This is a genomic window from Acerihabitans arboris (assembly GCF_010131535.1).
GTDB lineage: Bacteria > Pseudomonadota > Gammaproteobacteria > Enterobacterales > Enterobacteriaceae > Acerihabitans > Acerihabitans arboris.
Window position 1 is genome coordinate 201054 of record NZ_WUBS01000004.1, and the last position, 22569, is coordinate 223622.

A 22569-nucleotide genomic window follows, 5' to 3' on the forward strand; every position below is an offset into this window, starting at 1 on the left:
AATAAATGCCCACGGCCACAAGATTAACCCTTTATGACTTCACAAAGCCAGTATCCGCAGGTATGTTTGCGCAACCCCATCCGGCAATGCCATGCCGGGGTCGATTGCCGATTGATGGAATATGAAAGGCAGGCATGATGGCGCGTAAACCCGCTCAGCGTCCCGGAATATGAAAATACAGCACATTCATTGCGTTTTGCCGCAAGGCCGCTATCAGCGCTGCGCCCAGTGCGACGCGTTATTTATCCTGCCCGCGTTAAACCACAACCAGGACGCTTTCTGCCCGCGCTGCCGGGCCAAGGTGGCGTTTGGCCATGAATGGACCATTAATCAGCTGGCGGTGATGGCGGCGACCATGCTGCTGCTGATGCCCTTTGCCTACGCCGACTCGCTGATTAGCGTGCGCCTGCTGGGAGCGTCGATCAGCGCCAATCTTTTGCACGGCATCTGGCAGATGGCGCTACAAGGCGATCCCATCACCGCCAGCATGGTGGCGTTTTGCACCATCGGCGCCCCCTGCACGCTGGTTTTTTCCCTGCTGTACCTGTATTTCGGCCACCGGCTGGGGATGAACCTGCGTCCGGTGCTGCTGATGCTCGACAGGCTTAAAGAGTGGGTAATGCTGGATATTTACCTGATCGGCATGGGGGTGGCGGCCATCAAGGTAAAGGATTACGCCGCTGTCACCACCGGCCTGGCGCTGCCGGCGTTCATTGCGCTGACGCTGCTCAGCGTACTGACGCTGACGCATTTGAATATCGGGCAATTATGGGAAAAATTCTATCCCCAGCCGGCCCGGCTGCCGTACCGGACCAATATGGCGACCCTGCGGGTATGCCTGGCCTGCAATTTTACCGGCAACGCCGATGTGCGCGGCCGCTGCCCGCGCTGCCATGTACCGCTGCGTTACCGCCGGCGCCACAGCGTGCAAAAATGCTGGTCGGCGCTGATAGCCGCCATGGTGCTGCTTATTCCCGCCAACCTGTTGCCGATTTCAATTATCTATATTAACGGCAGCCGTAATGAAAGCACCATCCTGGCCGGCATCGGCTCGCTGGCGGCGGATAATATCCCGGTGGCGGCCATCGTATTTATCGCCAGTATCCTGGTGCCCTTTATTAAGGTCGTGGTGTTGCTGACCTTATTGATCACTATTCATTTCAACGTCCGGCAAGGCCTGAAAACGCGCATTCGCTTGCTGCGCTTCGTAAGCTGGATCGGACGCTGGTCGATGCTGGATTTATTTGTTATTTCCATCACGATGTCGCTGGTCGATCGCGACCAGCTGCTGGCCTTTACCATCGGACCGGCGGCGTTTTTTTTTGGCGCCGCCGTTATTTTGACAATCCTCGCTGTCGAGTGGTTAGACAGCCGTTTGATATGGGATGCACATGCAACAAACGCCGACTACACCGACTAGCGCGGCAGTCAAAAATAAGCGCCGTATATCGCCTTTCTGGCTGCTGCCGTTTATTGCCCTGCTGATTGCCGGCTGGCTGGTCTACAGTACTATCCAGGAACGCGGATCCACCGCGACCATTGATTTTGTTTCCGCCGACGGCATCGTGGCCGGACGCACCCCGGTTCGTTACCAGGGGGTTGAGGTCGGCACGGTGCAGAATATCAAGCTCAGCGACGATCTCAAAAGCATCAGGGTCGAGGTCAGCATCAAGCGCGACATGCGCGACGCGTTGCGCAAAGGCACCCAGTTCTGGCTGGTGACGCCCAAGGCGTCGCTTGCCGGCATCTCAGGGCTGGATGCCCTGGTCGGTGGCAACTATATCGGCATGATGCCGGGCAAAGGCGAAGAGGAAAAGCATTTTATCGCCCTCGACACCCAGCCCAAATACCGGGTGAACACCGGTGAGCTACTGGTGCATCTGCATGCGGATAACCTGGGTTCGCTTAACACCGGTTCGCTGGTGTATTACAAAAAGCTGCCGGTGGGTAAAGTCTACGATTACGACATTTCACGCGACAAAGGCGGCGTCAATATAGACGTGCTGATTGACCGGCGCTTTACCGATCTGGTGAAAAAGGAAACACGCTTTTGGAACGTCTCCGGCCTCAAGGCCGATGTGGATTTCCACGGCGCCCGGGTGGAGATGGAAAGCGTGGCGGCGCTGGTGAACGGCGCCATAGCCTTTGATTCCCCGCCGCAGGGCGAGCAGGCCCGTTCCGATGACAACTTTACGCTCTACCCCGACCTGGCCCACAGCCAGCGCGGGGTGATCATCCAGCTCGATCTGCCTAACGGCCAGAACCTGAGCGAGGGGCATACCCCCCTTCTCTACCAGGGGCTGGAAGTCGGCACCCTGACCAAAATGACGCTGGGCGGTGATAATAAAGTCACCGGTGAATTGACCATCAATCCGGCAATCGTCGATTTGATGCGCAGCGACACCCGTATAGAAATGCATACGCCGCAGTTGTCATTAAACAACGCCAATCTCGGCAACCTGTTGACCGGCGTCACCCTGGAGCTGATCCCGGGCGGCGGCGAACCGCGGCAGCATTTTACCCTGCTCGACAGTAACCATGTGCTGCTGCAGGAACCCGGGGTGCGAACCTTTAGCCTGACGGCGCCGCAAAGCTACGGCATCGACGGCGGCCAGCCGCTGACCCTGCACGGTATCCCGGTGGGTAAAGTTATCAGCCGCCGGCTCATCGATAACCAGGTGGTGTTTGAAGCGGCAATCAATCCCGAATATGCCGACCTGCTGCATAAAAACACTAAATTTATCGTTAACAGCCGGGTCGACGTGAAATTCGGCCTGGACGGCGTGCGGGTGCTGGGCACCAGCGCGCAGGAATGGCTGGACGGCGGCATCGTGATTATCCCCGGCAGCCAGGGCGAGCCGCTCGCGCGTTATCCGCTTTATGGCAACCGGGAAATGGCCGATCAGGGTATCCAGGGCGACAAACCCGCGCCGACGCTGACGCTCACCGCCGATAGCCTGCCGGATATCCAAACCGGCTCCATCGTGATGTACCGCAAGTTCCAGGTGGGTGAAATCATCGACGTGCGCCCGACAGCGCAAAGCTTCGACGTAGAGGTGTATATACACCCGCAGTACCGCAAGCTGCTTACGCCCAATAGTATTTTCTGGGCCGAGGGCGGCGCCCGGGTGCAGATTAACGGCAACGGCATCACCGTGCAGGCATCACCGCTCGACCGCGCCCTGAAAGGTGCCATCAGCTTTGATAACCTGGACGGCGCGGTACTGGCAAAAGGGGCGCCGCGTAAACTCTACGGTTCGGAAAATGCCGCCCGGGCGGTGGGCAGCCAGATTGTGCTGCGCACCTACGACGCCAGCAAACTGTCGCCGGGCATGCCGATCCGTTACCTGGGTATCGATATCGGCCAGTTGGAGACCCTGAAGCTGTCCACGGAAAACAGCGAGGTGATGGCGCAGGCGGTGCTGTATCCGGAATATGTGCAAACCTTTGCCCGGGTGGGAACGCATTTTTCCGTGGTCACGCCGGAAATTTCCGCCGCCGGCGTCAATCACCTGGAAACCCTGCTGCAGCCGTATATCAACGTCGAGCCAGGGCGCGGTCAGGCCACGCGCAATTTTGAGCTGCAGGAGGCAACCATTACCGATTCACGTTACCTTGACGGATTAAACGTGGTGGTGGACACACCGGAGGCCGGCTCATTGCAAATCGGCACGCCGGTGTTATACCGCGGCATCGAGGTCGGCACCGTCACCAGCCTGTCGCTGGGATCGCTGGCGGATCGGGTATACGTGGCGCTGCGCATCAGCAAACAATACCAACATCTGGTGCGCAATAATTCAGTCTTCTGGCTGGCCTCGGGTTATGACCTCAAGTTCGGCCTCACCGGCGGCACGGTGAAAAGCGGCACTTTCCAGCAGTTTATCCGCGGCGGCATCGCCTTTGCCACCCCGCCGACCACGCCGCTGGCGCCCAAGGCCTCAGCCGGCAAGCATTTCCTGCTGTCTGGTGAAGAGCCGAAAGAGTGGCATGAATGGGGCACCGCCATTCCTCCGCAAGGTTGAACCCAAGGCCGGGCGGCGTTTAGCGTTTTGTGCGATCTTGACTATGCTTTATACGTGGCTTGCTTAAGGACTTATCCTGGCGAGATAGCGTAAAAGGGCTTATATATGACCAAGACTACTGTCAAAATAGGAAGTTTTGAAGTTGACGACGCCGAACTCTCTGCCGGAGCGGATCGCAACGTTGAGAATATCCTGCGTATCCCGTGCCAATCCGATCCCGATCTGTGCAAGCAGCTGGACGGATGGGATGAAAACACCAGCATCCCGGCGTTCCTGGACGGCAAGGAGCATGTGCTGTTCCGGCAACACTATGATAACGATAGCGATGCCTGGATAATGCGCCTGGAATAACGTCATCACCCGCCGCCCGGCGGGTTATCCATCACCGGCCTAACCCCGTCGTTTTGCCGTCCAGCCCCCTGCCGCCACGCCGCATAGGGCCATTATCGTCTTTACCCTGGCTACTGCAGCCCCGCGCCGCTGGGCTATACTTCAGGCTATAAACCGACAATAACCGGCCAAGCGCCGGCAGGGCATCTCAGTAAAGGGTTTCCGGTATGTATGCATTAATGATTTTTATCTGTTACCTGGGCCAGGATTGCGAAGAAGTCTTGATCGGCGCTTATCGTAGTGAAGCGCAATGCCTTTCCGCCATGAACGAACAGCGCCTGCGTTATGGCGGCTGTTATCCCATCGAGCAATTTATTGACGGCTTCTGGCTGCCGGCCAGTGAGTACGCCGACTTTTAAACGGCAAAAAAAAGTCAGCCCGAAGGCTGACGACTAAAGACAGTCAGGGAATTTGTTACTGAGGGTAGTCACAATATTCTACCTGCCCCTGACCCTAGGGCAACCTATCGCTCCGATAGTCACAGGCGTGATAATTGCATTGTTATCGGCATAGCAGGAATACCTAATGATCAATAGTTTGGCGGAATTGGAACAGGTGCGCGTGGAGTGTAAAAAAATCGTCACCCGCCGCGCCGGATTGTCGGCCGGCGCCGCGGTGATCCCCATCCCCGGCCTGGATATCGGCGCCGATGTTTCGCTGCTGATGGCCCTATTGCCGACCATTAATGAAAAATTCGGTCTCTCCGCGGCGCAGATCGACAGGGTGCACCCCAATCGCAAAAAATATACCCTGGTGGCGATTACCGGCATCGGCAGCAGGCTTATCGGCAGCACTATTACCCGCGAACTGGTGAAAATGGTGCTCAAGCGGGTGGGGGTGCGGGTGGCGACCAAGTCGGTGACCCGCTATGTACCGATTATCGGCCAGGCGGCGGCCGCGGGGCTGAGCTTTAGCGCCATGAAATTCCTCGGCAATGCCCATATCGATGATTGCTACCGGGTAATAAAACAGGTGCTGGAGACGCAGCCCGCCGATGCGACGACGAGCGCTAACCTGATAAGCGGCGCGCCGGCCGCCGGCCACGGCACGGGTTTAAAGTAAAGATTCATGATAACGCCGTACCTGGCCTGCCCATTGATCGTCGCTGAACGACACCGTCTCGCCCGAATAAATATTTTTGGCCTCCCTTACCGGTCCGATATGCTCCTCCAGGACAATCCCAATGCGCTGCGGTGTGGTGTCGCCTTCGAGCATATAGGCCGTGGAGACGCTTTTGACGCGCATCACGCTGTTAGGCTGTACTAAATATTCCACGCTGGCCTTCGCATTGGCCGCATGCCCGGTAATCAACGGCAGGAATTGTCGTCCCCCCTCGATTTTGTAATACATCATGGCCTGCTGGTGTTTTATACCCTTGCTAGCGGCGCCTTCGGCCCGGGCGGTGTAGAATCTTGCATAATCGTCCACCGCGGCAACGCTCATAAAAACGGGATAATTGGTCACAATATCGCCGGGCCCAATGGTATCCGCCCAGGGAATATATTCCCCTGGCGGGTATTGCCCTACCCCCAGGTAGTGGCCCAACTGCCGGGGGAAAGGCCGTTTAAAGACATCCAATAGATTGGTATAAATAAACCTGTCCCAAAATTCCCACCTCTCCAACGCGACACCATCCGCCAGATTGCTATTGATCCTGCCTTTGACGGGCAAAAATTCCTTTATTTCAAGCAACCTTTCGATATCTGAGTAACCGGATCCCTCATCGCCCGCAAGTGTCCACAGGCGCATGGATATCCTTTCGCTGTAAGGCAGGCTGTCTGATACCGATTTATAGCGTTCGAGATCCAAGGGTTGCTGGGACAGGGTGATGCCCCGTTCGGGAAACAGCAGCGCTTCGCTCCCCGGTTCGCCATAACGTGAAATGTGTACCGTGCATTCCACGCCGTTAATCACTTCGGTAACCATATCATCGACGCTGTTAAACCGGTTCCACACCTTTGCCGCGCTGCCCGCCCCCCTGCCGCTCAAACCCACACGCAGAATATTCCTCAGGTGCTTTGCCGCCGGCAGGGGAACGGCGGCCAGGGTATTATCCTGCAACAGGGTGTACTTTTTGCCGAAGCAATCGCCGGTCTGCGGATTGATCCTGACGTAAACCGGCTGCTCAAGATAGCGATCCCCGGACAGCCGCGTAATCGGGATGGCGTGCCCGATGCCCGGCAAACGGCCCGTGGCATACTCGTCTATCGCGGTGGGGAGATTGACCCGCGGCACGTCATTTTCCAGTTTTTGGAATAACTTCCGCATAACCGGGCTATGGCCGCTTAATAACCTGGCGGCGTTCCGCACCTGGTCTACCGCCGCCTGGCCCAATAAGCCCGCCGTTTCCATGCCGGGATCCATGGCGCGCGCCAACTCGGTCAACAGACCGATTAACGCCCTGCGATCCAGTTCTTCCGCCGCCGAAGCCATGGCCAGGTTGGCAAATGTGCGCATACCGGCGCCCAACGCGCCTTTCAGCGTTGAACCGGCCGCAAAGCTGGACAAGCCGGCCCGCGTGGATAAGACGCTGCCCACGCCCACCTTGGCCGCCATTCGCGACGACAGGGTCGCGGCCTGCCCCGCTAGCGGCAACAGGTTCAGCCCGTCCATCACGCAGGAGATCAACGCCTCTTCCCGCCGGTGCGGATCCCAGGCGGCACAATGATAAAAGGGGATAAAAGAGAGCAGGAAACGGCTTAACGCTTCCTGCGCGGTTTCGTCGTAGCCATGGGTATAAAGCGCGTTCGCCAGGCGTGCCCCATGCTGTGACGTAATGTGTTCAGCGACGGCGGCAAGCGCGTCCCCGGGGGGTTTATATAACCCCATCGAACGCTCGCCCCCATAGATATTTAGCCGATAATAGCGGTGGCTGCCGCTGATATCTTTTTCCATCAGGGCGTAATAATTTTCCTGTTGACGATCCACCCGCTTCAGCCAATAGCCGGCCTCGGCGCGAACCAGGGCAAATATACGCTCTTCACCCTCCCTGGCGGCCAAAAAAAGGTCGATACCGGTCAATAACTGCACCGCCGGTTTGACCCCGGTCATAAAATATTCCGCCGGCAGGCCCGTAACATAATCCAGGCGTGAAAAATCCGCGCCCGCCTTTCTCACGGTTGCAGAAACCAGATAATGTTGTTCCTCATCGGGCAGGGACGCCATGGCATCCATGATCATTAACCGATCGACAACGGCATATTTATCGGCGATAGCCTGATTTTGCTGTTCAAAGGCGTGATTCAGGTCGGTCAGGTAGTCGACAGGCCGATGGTCCGGCCCCGGAGGACAATGATAGTCGTCCGGATTCTCTTTATAGAGATCCAGCCTGCGCGCGAGTTCCTCCGCCGGCAGGTCGCCACAGCGCGTTTTAAGGATAGCCGCCGCCATTACCGTGCGCGATTGATATCCGCTCATGGCGTCGCTGAATTGTTTAAACGGATTGACGGCATATTCCCTGGCTTCGCCGGAGGAAAAAAAATGCATCAAGGCGTTTTGCTGGGTATCGTCGGCGCGCAAATCAATCTCCGGGGCGGCGTTTTTATCTTTATCCAGCCTGAACTTCAGGTAATGCAGCAATGCCGGGAAACGAAACAGGTCAATCATGGCGGCCGACAACGATCCCATCATCATCAGCGCCGATAACGAGCAGCCGATGTCAATCAGCTCCCCTTGTGTTATATCGCTGACGTCAAACGCGCCTTTAGCGGCAAAAGCGAGTCCGATATGCAGGTAGCACCAGTCCAGGGTGCCCAGTTGCAGGCTATCAGGACGTTGCTTCTCCCGGGAAAAAAAAAGCGTTGGCATCGCCGGAGTAATAATGTTATCAAGCAGGTAGCGATAAGGGGATAATTTCCCGATCGCAGCCGCCTCGTCCAACGCCGCCCCGCCGGTATTGAATGCGCCAAGATTGGCGATAATCATGTCGCGGCAGGTTTTTACGTTAAAGGGGATAGCGCCCTGCGCCGGCTCCCGCCCCTGTGGCTGCGGTTGGCCAAGCAGCCCGCGCGCCACGAATGTTTCAATGCTGGAACCGAATACATTTTCGCTAATCCAGTCGTCGACGACTTTATTCATAACGTTTTTTGTTAGCCTTTCGGCAGGGGACGCGCCATACAGCCCAGAACTTTGCAATAAAACATAGGCAATTTTGGCTAATCCCTCTGGTTTAGCGATAAGATAGCGCAAAGTACTGTCCACCAGCCTTATCGCTTGGGGAAAATGAATATTATCAAGCGCCGACATATTCCATGGCGAATGATAAAGTAATCCGGAAATAAAGTTATTTTGCTGCGCCAGGTTTATTATCGGTTTATTATACCGTTGTTCCATTTCACGCTGTTGCAAATAACGCGCGGCACGGCGATCCTCTCGGGTAAAGGGATCGGGGCCCTCAACGGCATGGCCGGCATCCCGCCTGGCCCTTGCCGATCCCGGGTCCCGCGGCAAACCGGCCGCAGCGATTTTTCCAAGCCCGGCCAGCACCTTTTCATTATCGGGATCCACCGTCAGCGCGCCGGGTAATGCCGGTAATCGCGTCAACAGGCCGTAAGCGTACAGCAGCCGCAAACCGATGCGCTTGCGCCCGGTATCAAGCGGAGATGCGGACGGAATGTTCCGCCCGTCCTGTTCATTGCGCGCATGCTTTATCATGCCAAAGAGCATTTCTGTTTCTTGCCGTTCTTTTAGCGTTTTATCATTGGTCATCAGCTCCGTTTCAGTATCGGTATGATTTTTTTTCGCGTGGAGGGTCAATAATTTCATGATAGCGCCTTTATGAGAGTCCAATCCGTTATGAAATTCTTAACGCCTAATTCATTACAAGCGCAAAGCTATACTTTTAAGGATTTATTCGCGTTTGCGTCATCATTATCTTGCCGGCACGCCAGCCAGGAAGATATGATAATAGAGCCGTTACCCATAAACGCGACGTCACCAGCGGCCAAATACCCATGGACAGGGCCGTTATTTTTCACTGCTAATTGAAATAATATACTTCGCCGGTAAAAAGATTTTTTGCCGACGCAACCGGTTGTTCAACCTCCACCAATACCACCCCGAAACGGGTGAGCGGGTAAAGCTCGCCGCCGATCAATTCGGCGCGGCTAATCCCCGTCACCCGGAAAAAAGACTTTGGTCCGAAAATGAGCTCATTTTCGGTTTCAACCGTGCTGGCTATCGGGTATGGCAGCGGCAGGCAATTGGCGCCGCCGTGGATTTTGTAATAAACCAGCGCCTGGCAGCGACCCTCCCCGGCTTCTTCAGCAGTCTGTTCGGTGAACAGACGAACATAGTCGTCATTTGACGCAACGCTCATCACCCCCGGGTAATTGGTCACGATGTCGCCTGGACCGATAGTATCAGCCCATGGAATGTCCTGGCCCCTATATTCCGCAACGCGTAAAAAGCTGCCGGACTGACGGGGAAGCGGGCTGTTAAACGACGCCAGCAGGTGTGCATAAACCAGACGTTCCTTGATTTCCCAGGACGCCCTGGGAACTTTTTCAAACAAATGAAGATTGATTTCGGCATTGACCGGTGAATTGACCATCCGCGCCAAATTTTTTGTGCCGTCATGATAGCGGGTGGTATCTCCCTCGACCATGGTCCAGGCACGAATGGCCAATTTTTGCGATGGATCGAGCGCCTCAAATACCTGGGCATAGGCAATGATGTCCAGGGGCGTTTGCTGCAACGGGATGCCCAATTCGGGAAACAGGAGGGTTTCCGCTTCCCGGGAACCATAACTCTCAATCTGGAGATATTGCGGATTGGGATACTGTGGAAGATCAACCAACACCATATCATCAAAACTTCGTTGCGAATTCCATACCCTTACCGCCTTGTTCCCACCTTTGCCGCCCAATCCTTCCCGCAAGACATTTTTCAGGTGAATCGCCGCTGGCCTCGGCACGGGGATCAGCTGGTTGTCGTCCGAGAGCGTATATTTTTTACCCTTGAAATTCCCTGACTGCGGATCGATCTGGACATAAATAGCCTTGCCACGGTATTTGTCACCGTCCAGCGGCGCGATCGGAAGATAGCGATTGGTGCCCGCCAGGCGCGCGGTTCTATACGAAACGCGCGTTCCCGCAGCGCCGCCGGCGTCCGCCAGTTTAGTAATTTTTGGCAGGATCGGCGCGATTTCCGGCAGGCGACCGGCAATGATCCCGATGGCGGCGCTAAGCCGCCTGGTTGCCGCAGCGCTTGAGCGATAGAGAATCTCCACCATGGCGGGGTCGGCAAAACGGGCTAGCTCCACCGCCATGGCAATAAACGCTTTTTGGTTTAACTCCCCGGCGGCGGGCACCATGGCGTATTTGACAAAATGCCCGGCGCCGGCGGACAGCGCGTTGTCCAGCGACTGCCTGGCGGCATAGCTGCCCAGGCTGATGCGTACGGCCGCGGCGGTGCCCTTCCCGCCCTGTATCGCCATACGCGATACCATCGACCCGGCCTTGCCCAATAACGGCAGCAGGCTGAACATATCGAACACACAAGGGACAACCGCCTCACGGTCGCCGGCGATAATGCCGGAAATACAGTCATGTAACGGCACCAGGGACAGCAATCCCTTCAGCACCTTCTCCCGGGTGGTGGCGTCATAACCCTGCACATCCAGCTGCGTGCGCAGGTTTTCCTGCGCCAGCCCGGATAAACCGCGGATCAAGCCGTCCAGGGATTCACCGGCCGGTTTCAACACGGTGGCCTGGCTGCCGCCGGCGGCTATCTTCAGTAGATAATCCCGGTCTCTTCGCGGCGTCTGATCGTCGAGCAACGCATAATAAGAGCGCGTATCGCGGTCGATCCGCGTTAAGCCGTACCCCCCGTGGCGACCGTGGCGACGTTCAAGCGCATAGATGCGTTCACCGGCGCCCGTCGTTGAGAACAATACCGCGTCCGCCGATAAATGAATAATATAGGTACTGCGCGGGATGGTATGCGCGCCCAGCACGCCCCTGAACTGGTCAAAAGAGGAAAAATACGCTGTCGCCAATTTGATCTGGTTTTTTTCGAAAAATAACGTATCCGCGGCGGAAAGTGTATTAAACGCCCCGGCCAGAAGCAAGGTATCCACCGCCCGGTAATATTCGACAATATGTCGGTTTTGTTTGCGAAACTCATCGCTAACGTTGGGCAGCAATTCGATTGTCGGCAGCGGGCCGCCGTTATCTGTTTTGCAGCTGTACCCATCGTAATTATTTTTATAGCTTTCCGCGTCGACGGCATAATGGCCGGTTGCGTCCATAGCACAGCGATCATGCAATATATCTTCGGCCAACTGGGTGCGGGTACGATAACCTTCAATGGCCAGGCTATATTGCGTGAAGGGGTTATTTTTTTCATTGCGCAGCCGGCTGTCGGCGAAAAAATGCTCTACCGCGCGCTGCCTGACAGCGGGATCTGTTAATAAGCGCGGATCGGTGATGGGTTTGCCATCAATCAGCTTGTTTACCAGGAAATAAATAACGGCGGGACGGATAAAAAACTGAATTATGCCTGGGGAAACCGTATTGGAAAGCAGCGTGGCTTCCAGGGAAACACCTAAGGACAACAGCCCATACTTTGACAGCCGATCGCTCTCAAGCCGCATTTCATGGGCAAATTGCACGCCGGCGTGCAGGTAAACCCAATCAAGGGAACCGACATAATCCGCTTCGCCAAGGGAACTCCCTTTACCGACGCCGAGCGTCGGCATGGCGGTTAGCAAAATTTCATTAAATATATACTCTACCGACGCCACCGTTAGAGTGCTAAGCGAGGCAACATGATGGTCAACGGCGCTAAGCAGCATGGCGTTATCCATATGCTGCCTGGATGTTTGCTTGGTTTTTCCGGGGATGCCCGCGATAATGCAGGCGACAAGAAACTCATCAACGGAACCGCCAAACACATTGGCGGCAATCCATTGCTTTACCCACTCCAGTTGATGATCAACGCTCAGGGTTTCTTCCGGCTGGGCGCCAAACAGACCCGACCCCGTCATTAATGCCCGGGTCAGTTCCGGCAGGAAAGTCCCCGGGTTTGTCAGGCAATCAATTACCCGATTTATCAGCAGCTCGTGATGCATACCACACTCCGGCCTTATGATGCCGGTTTTCTGCAAATAAAAGGCAACATGTTCATTTTGCAGTGCCAACGCTTGCGTCCCTGCCTGGATATCGTCGGCCGGCCGCCGTTTATTGTGATCCCGATAGGGAGCGCCGGCGTCGGTGGCCGCATGTCCAGTCCCGGCGTCAGGTTGCTCGGGGTTGTTGATGCCGGCCGGATAAGCGGCATAAGGCGACAAAGCGTGGGGCTGCGGTTGGGTGGCGGCATCCATCCCGGCTACGGTCAGTGTTTTGGTCGAGTGGGCGGCAATGGCCCCGGGCGAAGGTAAAAAAGGCTGGGAAGCGAAAAAATACCATAAAAGGTTATGCGCCAGGCTGCGCTTACCTCTATTATGCCTGCTTGCCTGGCCCGCAGTGTGTAAATTGTCATTTCTCAATTGTGTTAAAGTGGTGAATAATGACTTGGCTTGCATAATATCTTGACTGGTACTTTCATTTTCCAATAATTCATTTATCGTCTTATTGATTTTAGCATCATTAAATAGATTCATTTTACCCCTGAATATCCAGCAGGTTTTACGTTCCGGTCATTATCACATGAATACTGATACCGGTGGCAGCTTAAAAATGAGTCGTTACTTTAATAGTAATTCACCGTACGTCAGGTCTGCGCAATACAATATCCATCGCCACGTTTTGAACAATATTCTTTAATCAAAACCTTTTCTAAGGGAGGATACCCATTATTATTGGCGTTCTATTCCCAAACATAAGATTACGTCACGCCAAGGCATCCTTATTCATCCTGGTCCTGCCAGGGTTTGCTGGCCCCGCTGCTAAGCGCATTGCCCGGCGTGCCATAAAAAAAGCCGGCTTTCGCCGGCTTGGTAAAATCAAGCATGGGGGGCATCGCCGGGCAATGGCTTCCCGACAACAGACTTTCCATTGCGCTCGTTAAATCGGGAAATCAGCCTGGCCTTGGCGCGCCGGATTTCATCAGCGTCGGCCTGCAAAACGGGTATGCTTTCCTGTGCCCGGTAATCCTCGGCGCCAATTTTGCTTATCAGAGTTATGGTTAACAACTCGCCGTTATTGGTATTCTCGGTGGTAAATTCCACTTTTTCATCCTGAGCTGAGTTATTTTGTCCTGCCCAGTATAACACTGCCGGTTAAAATTACCGCGCCCCTTCCCGATCGGAAGCATGGAAATGCTTAAAGCCCGCGCATAATGGCATCGTTAAGCGCTGCGCCATGGGCATTAACATCAGGTAATGACGCCGGTTTAGGTCTGTGGTTGGTTGTCGCCATGCCACGTGCCGGTCCCCAAGGTTGCCGGCGAGAACTCCACGTTGCGGCCGCGCCAGGGCAATGCCCGCCGGAAACGCCAGGCGTTTGCCAGGTCAACACGCCAATAGCGCTCCGCGCCCTGGACCTCGTTGCCGTTTTCCGCCTGCCACAGGATCCGTGTTTCTCCCTGCAGGTGCAAAATATCCCCCTGCGCAAAGTCGATAAACAGCAGCGCCGCGCGCGGCTGCGCCAGTAAATTACCTAACGTATTCATATATCGGTTACCACGGAAATCCGGTATCCACAGCGTTTCGCCGACAAGATTGATAAACCCCGGTTTGCCGCCACGATGTGAAATATCCACCCCGCCCTGGGACAAATGACAATGCGCGCAGCTGGCGACAAAGCAGGTATCGGCCTGCCGGATCAATTTTCTTGCGTCATCATCCAGAACGCCGAGGTGCTCAATAGGTAACGGACGCGCCGGCGCCGGGTACAGCTCACGCCGTTGAATGTATTGAGGACAATTGCCAAAGCTCTGGCGCACTATAATTTCCACCCGGTTTTTATCGGTGCGGCCGACCACGCCGTTAACGCGATTGCGACGGCGATTGCTGAAATCCAGGCCCAGAGCGCCGACCGGCGCTCCCGTTTGCAGCGCGGCCTGGGCAGGATCGTCTGGCCGGCGCGCTGAGCTGATGCGCAAATGCGCAGCGTCGGGTGAGCGCAGAAATCCTGTCGGGCCGCTAAACACCGTGGCGACCGGCCAGCCCCGTTCATCCGGCGCCGCGACAAACAAATAGGGCAGATGGGCAAAAAATTCGCGGTGCTGATCGGGCATGGCCGGATAAATGCCGCCGCTGACGCTGGAAAAACCCGCCAAGGCCTGCGCGCGTAATTCATCTGGATGAAACATGTTATTCCCTCCCGACAGATCCCGGCAACGGTAATGGCGGCATGGCGAAGAAGCCAGGCAGCGCGGCGATACGTGCGGCCCAGCGCCGGATTGACGGGTATGGCGCGAGCGAGATACCGCCTTCCGGCGCCGCCGCCACATAGCTGTAGCAGGCCAAATCGCCGATGGTGGGCCGGCCGGTGGCTAAAAAATCACGCCCGGACAGATGTTGTTCCATCTGTGGCAAAAACCGTCCGCCGATCGCCAGCGCCGACGGATAATCCTCCGGGGCGGAAAATTGTGTCACCATCCGGCAGGACGCGGGGCCATAGCGCACTTCCCCGGCGGCCCTGGACAGCCATACCTGTACCCGCGCCGCCGATGACGGATCTTCCGGCAACCAGTGGCTACCGGGGGCGTAACGCTTTACCAGATAAACCATAATGGCGTTGCTGTCCGTCAGGATCCGCTTCCCATCAAGCAGTACCGGGACCTGGCCAAAAGGATTAAGGCGGCGGAAATCCTCGGCCTGCCGTACCCCGGCCGGAGCATCGATAAAATCATAAGGCAGGTTAAGCATGCGCAGCAGCAGGGCCACGCGATGACAGTGCCCGGATTGCCGGGTGCCGTAAAGTTGTAGTGTTTCCATGATGAGTCTCCTGAAGGCGATGCTGAACAGAATACTCTTGCGCGATGTGTTAATAATGCGGGAATATGGAAAATCATAATTCCATTTATCGGAATAAAATATGGACCGCTTAGATGAATTGACGATATTTGTGGCGGTGATCCAGCACGGCAGCCTGGCGGGCGCGGCACGCAGGTTGCACCGTTCCGCGCCGGCGATAACCCGGGCCATTGCTTCGCTTGAACAACGTTTCGGCGCGCGGCTGGTGGAGCGCACCACGCGGCGGCTGGCGCCGACCGAATCCGGCCTGCGGCTGGCGGAACGCGCCCGCGTTTTGCTGAACGATTATCAGGATGCGGTAATGGATACCGCGGAAATTCAGCTCACCGGTTTGCTGCGCATCACGTCGCCGGTACAGTTCGGACGCAAGCATGTCGCGCCGGTGGTATTGTCGTTTCTCGAACGTTATCCGCACATCCAGATTGAGATGCTGTTAAACGACCGCAATCTCGACATGATCGATGAAGGGCTTGATGTGGCGATACGCATTGGTCATCTGCAGGATTCATCTAAAGTCGCGCGCAAGCTGGGTGAGGTGACGCGGGTGACCGTCGCCAGCCCGGCCTATCTGGCACAGCGCGGCGAACCCCGTGAACCGGGGCAACTGGCCGATCACGACACCATCGTCGGCACCCTGCGCCCCGCGTTGCGCGAATGGCGTTTCGGCCCGCATGAAAATAACGAGCGGGTACGCTTAACGCCGCGCCTGCTGCTTAACGATGTGGAAACACAGCTGCTGGCGGCGCGCGCGGGCAAGGGCATTGCCCGTTTACGCTCTTACCAGGCGGCGGAGGATTTGGCGACCGGCGCCCTGGTGCGGTTGCTGCCCGCATACGAACCCTTACCGATGCCGGTGCAGCTGGTGGCGAACAATGTGCAGCGCATGCCGCAAAAAGTCCGTACTTTTTGGGACTACGCTTATCAGCAACTAAGCCAATTGGCGCTAATTCAGCCACGACGAGCATAATCAACGAATATTACCGGGGTTCAGGGACGATCGGTGCTGATAAACGCTATTCGCGCACGGCATGACGCCAAAGCCGTAAAAGCAATACTGAATGATCAATAAGCCAGCGTTATTACCCAACTCGGAATAAATCAACCGCTATAAACAGGCCGTGCCGCCGGGTACTGCGGAGATGCGCTTCGGGAGCGGGCCTGCTAAAAAATCTAACGGCAGGCATCCGGGTTACTCCGGCGTGGCCAGTACTTAGATTCAACCCAGGCTTGGCCATTACCCACAGCTTCGATACTCGCCGGCGCGAGGTTTAATCCATCCGCGCGTCGTGGGCGCAATGGGATGGAGATTTGTACTATAGCCACAGCAAAAAATACCACGCCTGGGCCCGGCCTTCATTTTGGTAAATGAGTCACAGCAAGTTGCCCATGAATCAACCATCATAAAAACAACTGTTGTGACGGGAGGCCATAGCCATGCAAGTTAAATTTGATTGGCATATGTTTTTGCTGGGGTTATTCACACTTTGTGTTTTGATTGCTTTAGCCGTGGGTTGATGTAACGCCCCAGAACATGGCCAACGGTCAAAACTGCCCTACGGCACGGCGCTGATGAGCTATCTCCATCGGCGGTTGCATACTTTTAGCCTCTTTTTTCTGTTATCGGCACAGGGGCGGCAGTTAGCCGCGCCCTTGCCATATCTATTGTCATCGTCCCCGCGGCAAATGGTTTGATGAGATGGGGAAAATTCATGATGCATGCGCCCGGTCCACGCCGGTGATATATCGGATGGTGAAGATAATAATTAGCATAGATTGATAAAAACCATAAGCCAGCGGCGATTAGAGGAGTATCTGGACGATAACTAAAAATACATGGGCCTAATGACTTGTCGACATTGTAAAGCGTTCAGTCGTCGCATACCGTGGATTTGATTCAAAGGTGTGAAATCGAAATATGAGCAAACCAAAAATAAAAAGTCAATAAATTCAATAATATAAATACTTAAATTATACAAATAATTATTTAAAATAATGTAATATATGATTAATTTCACGGCCAGGAATTATCTTACAGATAAATTTCATATCGCCATTTTATTTTTAATGACGCCATGAAACTAAAATTTCACCCATTTTCACATTAACATATTTGAATATGTTAAGCCTTACAAGCAAACTCATGCCGTTATGTTTTTAACCGTACAAAACGCAGAGGTTAAAAATAAGATAAACACGTTATTCGACTGAAAACTATATTTTTGTTTCAAGCATAAAACCACATCCCAGGAATAATTAAAATGAAAAGATCGCTTTTTTTGATACCATTGGCTTTTATAATCCTGTCCTCTTCAGGCTGCTCATATTTAAGCGGAACCCCGGGGGATAAGCCTTCTACCTCGTCACCCAAGATTGTGACGCCTTCCGGTCAAAAGCAGTTTTGGAATAATCCGGGTTTATTCGGGGCGGTGCCAAAAAACCTGCAGGATGAAGGAAACAGCTCATGTGCCCGGGATGGCAATGGTAAAGCCATTGGCTATCATCCCCATCCTAAAAAATATGATGGCAGCTATTTTTCCGGCGCAGGATATTTATGCTCGATGATTTAACTGATAATTTTAGTTAGCGGACGATCGTTATATTAAATACAAACGTAATCGATATCGTTAAAAAAGGCCGGTTCGGCCTTTTTTGGCGGTGGCAATAGTGAATACTAAAATAATATCCGCGCGCCATCGTCTATCTTTAGCAATTTAGCCTATCGCAAATCAAGCCGCTCAGGTCCGTTCCAGCCCATGCGACGCCCTGTCCATGCCCACCTCATGTCTAAGCAGAGGTGTAAAGCGCAGAGCGGCGGCTACGGGTTCATCTGGTCCACGTAGCCTTACGTCAATAACAGGGCCGATTGCTTGGAAATAATTTTCGGAATTGGTTACAAATAATTAATTTGAAAAGACCGAATACTATTCACGCTGATAAAAACACAATAAATGCAATAAGTTAAATAGATTACATCAAAAAGTGCCTACAAAATGGCTACCGTAAATCATGACGTTGGCCGCCTTGCCTACACACAACGGCAAATTGGCAAATAGGCGGTCAAATATCGCGGTAAACAGCAGTGAACTGGATAGGCCTTGATGGCACGTCAATATCTTCGGCTCAGCTGGATAGCACAGCTTAGGCTTAGGCTGAGCCTTGAGTACCAGGCGGTCATGCCCCTCAGTAAGGGCTAAGGCAATGCATAATCACGTTATCTTATTGATAAATATGTGATTAATAATGATAAGAAATTATGTTCCAGTACCCTACTCCCATAGCCGCATTTTCTCTTGATAGGCTGTATGCTATCATTGCGAGATACGATAAAGGAGGTGCCCATGAAATCAATATCCTATGAAGAATTTCAGCAAAACCTTCCCTACTGGCTGGCCTATTTACGCGATGGCGGGGAATTATCCGTCAAACAGGCAGGGCAGAAAATGCTTAAACATTCAGCCAATGATGCAGCCTCTAACCGAGGCGAAGACATTACCCCTTCGTCTGATTCTTTCAGAGATAAAGGCTATAAGAAATTATCGTTTAAGGATGCCCTTGCGACGACAAGAACCCGGCATGCTAATACTATAAAGATCTTGGGTGATAAATGATGGATTTTGATTTTTTGACGCAAGAGCAAGTTACTGAAATCCAGTTTTTGACGCTGCCATTATCGGGACCGCCGGATAGCAATAAACTTGCGGGGGCACTAGGCCGCGTCGAGGCGTTGCACTATTATGGACATTGCAATGACGTATTTAAACTCGCCGCTATGTATCTGATCGGAATTGCTAAAGCGCATGCGTTTAATGATGCTAATAAAAGAACAGCATTTCAGGCGACATCCGTTTTTTTATTGATGAACGGCATTGAATTAAATGAATCTCTTTATCTTGTGAAGCTGACTCTTTTTGCCGCCATGGATCAGGCTAATATAGAGGAAATTACCTTTGCTTTACGTCTGCTGTCTAATTATATGAACGAATTACTGGAAGAGAATATCGATAACTATGCGGAGTAGCTTTTCTTTGGTGCTGTAGTTGATCATATAGTACAGATAAAAAAACACCACGAGTGTGTATTCATTAAGTTAACAAATAGCTGAATACTAAATCTTGTTTTAAAACAATAAATTACAATAGGTAGTATCTACAAAATGGTTACAGTTACCTTCCCTCTGGCAAGTGTTAATATTATGGGATAAGCTTTCCACGACATTATTGAGGATGCCAAGGTTGTTCAAGCGGACGGGACGAATTATTATCTATGGCACCCTTCTCCCAAACTAACTTGCCGAACCTAGTAACTCCCGTAACATGCTCTGTACGTGATGATTCATAGTAGCCACATGCCAAATGGTTTACTTGCTTCCGACGAGCAGCTATCACTGACCAAGACTTCCAAAAATTCTCTGTCCTTATTGCAAAATTTATAGCGCCATATTGCCGTACACTAGGATAAGAAACAGCTGATATTTTCTTGTCTTTTTCAAATATAGATTTAGCTATAAATGACGAAATTAAATAAGGGTCATTGTCCTTTATCATGCATTCTAACAAAAATGCATCAGTGATCAGCAGCGATTTAGCTTCTTCTGGTTTACAGACGTTCAACATATTACTTATTGTATTCGACATATCACCAGTTAGATATCCTCGACCAACACGCTGAATTCTAAGGAATTCACCGATAGGTGCAACTCTACATTTTACCCCTGCTCGAATTTGTAATTCTTAAAGTAAAACAAAGTGAGCATCAATATGAGTCTCTCTAAATGCTGTCTCAGGTTTATCAGCTACATATAAAACTGAAAATCCTTCTGGATTGGCTCTTCCGGAAACAGCTAAACCATCCGGTTTCCACAGCAGATCTTGTACTAATTCAGGGTAATCTTTCTCATTAATTTTCCGTGCGCGCCTAAAAACAGAACCTTTTAATATATCAACACTAAAAATTGTATGGGCATTAATCAAATCAGTGATAAGTGATTGTTTTTCATTTAATGAGTTAGTTTCAAATCCATTAATGCGTGGTATCAATTCATTTAGTGGCAATGGCGGAAACTTAGCAGTAATCGATTGCATGAACTTACCCCTCGTTGTTGTTTAAAATGACTAAAAATTTTACGCTTTTAAAAAAATAAATTATTTTTAAAATCTAATAAAGAAATCTTTAACATGTATGCCCAAATACGTATTCCCCTGATATGCTATTTCGAGTTGCTAACCTTTCCCAATTAATAAAAATTATCTACCCGTTAGCATTGATATAAATGAAAGCTCTACCGGCCATACAAATCCTTATAAAAATTTCTTTATGCACACGGCCACTATCCCCTCCGCTTTAACCTCATTAACAGAACACTCGAACTCACCATCTTTACCCGAAACGCGTAGGCGATTTCCCGGCCGCCTCGAAACACTGTACACATCTAGCGTCCCATCAATATCCAGCAACCATGTCCCATTTGATAGTTCAAGACTATCAAAACTGATTAACCACGCCCTACTCCCAGAATAAATATAACGTAACGAATCCTGGCTTATGTCTTTAGGTAAAAATCGATTATCGAAAATGCACTGCCCTTGCGGCTCAAGTTTGCCAGCGACCAATTTCAAACTCTCCAACGTTATCGCCCCTAGTACAGAATTCTTTACAGCTATTGGCAGATCTTGCATGGCGCCTGAACCCGTCGATAGCCATTCCAGGGATACGCCGGTATCAAGAGCGCAAGCGATAACCACATCACCGGGGAAAAAATTGCGCCTTACCCAGGTACTGATTGTACCGGATGAAATGTTTAATAAATCGCCAAGCTCTTTTTGCGTATCGAATCCGTAGGCATCGAGAATACGGCGCAGCACGGCTTTGCCGCCAGATGCCAGGATCTTGTCGTAGAGCGGTTTACCTTTCAGCGCCCTACTCCGCTGACTGGAGTTTGCTTTTGCAAGCTCACCCGTAACCAACCACCTTGCGTCCGCACCAGTATCAACAGAGCATTTCAGAATGACATTGCTTGGTACGCTATTACGCTGGACCCAATTGCTGACAGTGTTTGTCGGAATGTCGGTTGCCTCACTAAGCGCCTTTTGAGTGGCGACGCCGTAGCTTGACATGATCCGTTCCAATACCAACGAAGCATTCCCGTCAAAATTATTAATATCCAATAAATACACCCCATGAGTATTCACAAACACACACATTGTGATCTATAGTGACTACACACCACATGTAACACCATAGAACACAAACCACATACGAGAGATATTGCTTTATGGATTCAGAGAATGCAATGCCAAAACAAAGTTCAAGGCAAGTCTTTAAGAGCGAGATCATCTCTTCCTTGGTTGATTCATTAACTCCGATACTTGGCAAATTCGTTGCCGAAGCACTAGACCTGGCTGTCGCTGACCATATGTCCTTAAAAATGGCGTCTCCCACCATTTCTAAAAAGGATTTTGCTGCCATCAATGGCATCAGCCATTCAGTGCTTGAAAAATGGATCGCTAAGGCATCGTGCTACTGGCCCCTACTCCTACAGCTACCGTTCGAAGAATTCGCAAATGCGAGATAACTGGCGAAAAAAGCATTGTCGTAATGGAAAAACACGGCAACGCCCTTATCAACCTGGAAGCCTGGCGCGAGAAGAACCGCCACCAGGCTATCAAGTGCCGCTACATCAAAGCCTAGCTTGATTATTCAAGTTTCTAAGGATGGCAACCATGTTTGATTATCAAGTATCCAAACATCAAAATCTCGAAAATGCATGTCGCCTGTTTGCAAATACACACAAAGGCGAGTTGAAGCATATCGCTGAACGTATCGGTATGAACCCTCAGGTACTGCGCAACAAGCTCAATCCGGACCAGCCGCATCAGCTTACCTGTCGGGAACTGCTGGCAATCACCGACGCCACGGAAGACGCCACGCTGATCGACGGTCTGCTGGCGCAATTGAATTGTATGCCCGCCGTGCCGGTCAACGAAGCCGCCGCCGAGAATATCCCGGCCTATGTGATGCGGGCGACGGCGGCGATTGGCTCGGTGGCGGCGGAGACCGTTTCCACCGACCGCATGACCCAATCGCGCAAAACCGCTTTGCTTGAAAGCGTTAATTCCGGTATCCGGTATCTGTCCCTGGTCGGCCTGACGATGCATGCGCGTGTCCAGTCCAACCCGGCGCTGGCGCAAACCGTTGATGCGCTTAGCGGTATCAGCTCTTCATTGGGGTTGAGATGAT

Annotated in this window: 19 protein-coding genes; 11 read left to right on the forward strand and 8 right to left on the reverse strand. The window is 52.6% G+C overall.

Going from position 1 to position 22569, the window contains the following annotated elements; all coding sequences use genetic code 11:
• Positions 1-169: 169 nt before the first annotated feature.
• The 5 genes from yebS (at position 170) to GRH90_RS07105 (ending at position 5474) form a co-directional block, all read left to right on the forward strand.
• Positions 170-1420, forward strand: a complete 1251-nt coding sequence (gene yebS / locus GRH90_RS07085) for a membrane integrity lipid transport subunit YebS (protein WP_162365241.1) — start codon at positions 170-172, stop codon at positions 1418-1420.
• Positions 1392-4022 carry a PqiB family protein gene (locus GRH90_RS07090; protein WP_162365242.1) on the forward strand — a complete coding sequence of 877 codons (2631 nt, stop codon included), beginning with the start codon at positions 1392-1394 and terminating at the stop codon, positions 4020-4022. Before yebS ends, GRH90_RS07090 begins: the two co-directional genes overlap by 29 nt.
• Before the next feature lie 105 nt (positions 4023-4127).
• Positions 4128-4373 carry a DUF1480 family protein gene (locus GRH90_RS07095; protein ID WP_162365243.1) on the forward strand — a complete coding sequence of 82 codons (246 nt, stop codon included), beginning with the start codon at positions 4128-4130 and terminating at the stop codon, positions 4371-4373.
• Between the two features lie 206 nt (positions 4374-4579).
• Entirely contained in the window at positions 4580-4771 is a 192-nt protein-coding gene (locus GRH90_RS07100; protein WP_162365244.1) for a YdfD/YebW family protein, read from the forward strand.
• A 166-nt stretch (positions 4772-4937) separates the two neighbouring features.
• Positions 4938-5474, forward strand: a complete 537-nt coding sequence (locus GRH90_RS07105; RefSeq protein ID WP_178113051.1) for a hypothetical protein — start codon at positions 4938-4940, stop codon at positions 5472-5474.
• Here GRH90_RS07105 and GRH90_RS07110 read toward each other — a convergent pair.
• From GRH90_RS07110 to GRH90_RS07130, 5 genes are all read right to left on the reverse strand, one after another.
• On the reverse strand, positions 5466-9176 hold the full coding sequence (locus GRH90_RS07110) for a hypothetical protein (RefSeq protein ID WP_162365245.1): 3711 nt from the start codon (positions 9174-9176) through the stop codon (positions 5466-5468). The genes GRH90_RS07105 and GRH90_RS07110 overlap by 9 nt on opposite strands.
• A gap of 214 nt (positions 9177-9390) precedes the next feature.
• Entirely contained in the window at positions 9391-12735 is a 3345-nt protein-coding gene (locus GRH90_RS07115; protein ID WP_162365246.1) for a hypothetical protein, read from the reverse strand.
• Between the two features lie 621 nt (positions 12736-13356).
• Positions 13357-13581, reverse strand: a complete 225-nt coding sequence (locus GRH90_RS07120; RefSeq protein ID WP_162365247.1) for a hypothetical protein — start codon at positions 13579-13581, stop codon at positions 13357-13359.
• A gap of 164 nt (positions 13582-13745) precedes the next feature.
• On the reverse strand, positions 13746-14666 hold the full coding sequence (locus GRH90_RS07125) for a pyridoxamine 5'-phosphate oxidase family protein (RefSeq protein WP_162365248.1): 921 nt from the start codon (positions 14664-14666) through the stop codon (positions 13746-13748).
• Position 14667: 1 nt separating this feature from the next.
• On the reverse strand, positions 14668-15294 hold the full coding sequence (locus GRH90_RS07130; RefSeq protein ID WP_162365249.1) for a glutathione S-transferase: 627 nt from the start codon (positions 15292-15294) through the stop codon (positions 14668-14670).
• A 100-nt stretch (positions 15295-15394) separates the two neighbouring features.
• Here GRH90_RS07130 and GRH90_RS07135 point away from each other — a divergent pair, with 100 nt between their 5' ends.
• The 4 genes from GRH90_RS07135 (at position 15395) to GRH90_RS07150 (ending at position 19351) form a co-directional block, all read left to right on the forward strand.
• Positions 15395-16300 carry a LysR family transcriptional regulator gene (locus tag GRH90_RS07135; protein ID WP_162365250.1) on the forward strand — a complete coding sequence of 302 codons (906 nt, stop codon included), beginning with the start codon at positions 15395-15397 and terminating at the stop codon, positions 16298-16300.
• A 1291-nt stretch (positions 16301-17591) separates the two neighbouring features.
• Positions 17592-17900: a hypothetical protein gene (locus tag GRH90_RS07140; RefSeq protein ID WP_162365251.1), complete on the forward strand. Its 309-nt coding sequence runs from the start codon at positions 17592-17594 to the stop codon at positions 17898-17900.
• Between the two features lie 771 nt (positions 17901-18671).
• Positions 18672-18941 (forward strand): hypothetical protein, encoded by a 270-nt coding sequence (locus tag GRH90_RS07145; protein ID WP_162365252.1) that lies wholly within the window; start codon positions 18672-18674, stop codon positions 18939-18941.
• The gene (locus GRH90_RS07150; protein ID WP_162365253.1) at positions 18938-19351 is read left to right on the forward strand and encodes a type II toxin-antitoxin system death-on-curing family toxin; all 414 of its coding nucleotides are present in this window, start codon (positions 18938-18940) and stop codon (positions 19349-19351) included. Before GRH90_RS07145 ends, GRH90_RS07150 begins: the two co-directional genes overlap by 4 nt.
• A gap of 196 nt (positions 19352-19547) precedes the next feature.
• On the opposite strand, the gene GRH90_RS07155 is transcribed toward GRH90_RS07150, so the two are convergent.
• The 3 genes from GRH90_RS07155 to GRH90_RS07165 form a co-directional block, all read right to left on the reverse strand.
• Positions 19548-19967 (reverse strand): hypothetical protein, encoded by a 420-nt coding sequence (locus GRH90_RS07155; protein ID WP_162365254.1) that lies wholly within the window; start codon positions 19965-19967, stop codon positions 19548-19550.
• Between the two features lie 96 nt (positions 19968-20063).
• Positions 20064-20414: an RES family NAD+ phosphorylase gene (locus tag GRH90_RS07160; protein WP_162365255.1), complete on the reverse strand. Its 351-nt coding sequence runs from the start codon at positions 20412-20414 to the stop codon at positions 20064-20066.
• Between the two features lie 216 nt (positions 20415-20630).
• Complete coding sequence (locus tag GRH90_RS07165; RefSeq protein WP_312857174.1) at positions 20631-21521, reverse strand: helix-turn-helix domain-containing protein; 891 nt, start codon at positions 21519-21521, stop codon at positions 20631-20633.
• An 83-nt stretch (positions 21522-21604) separates the two neighbouring features.
• On the opposite strand from GRH90_RS07165, the gene GRH90_RS07170 reads away from it, so the two are divergent.
• Positions 21605-21904, forward strand: a complete 300-nt coding sequence (locus GRH90_RS07170) for a hypothetical protein (RefSeq protein ID WP_246235922.1) — start codon at positions 21605-21607, stop codon at positions 21902-21904.
• Positions 21905-22052: 148 nt separating this feature from the next.
• Entirely contained in the window at positions 22053-22568 is a 516-nt protein-coding gene (locus GRH90_RS07175) for a phage regulatory CII family protein (protein ID WP_162365256.1), read from the forward strand.
• Position 22569 lies beyond the last annotated feature (1 nt).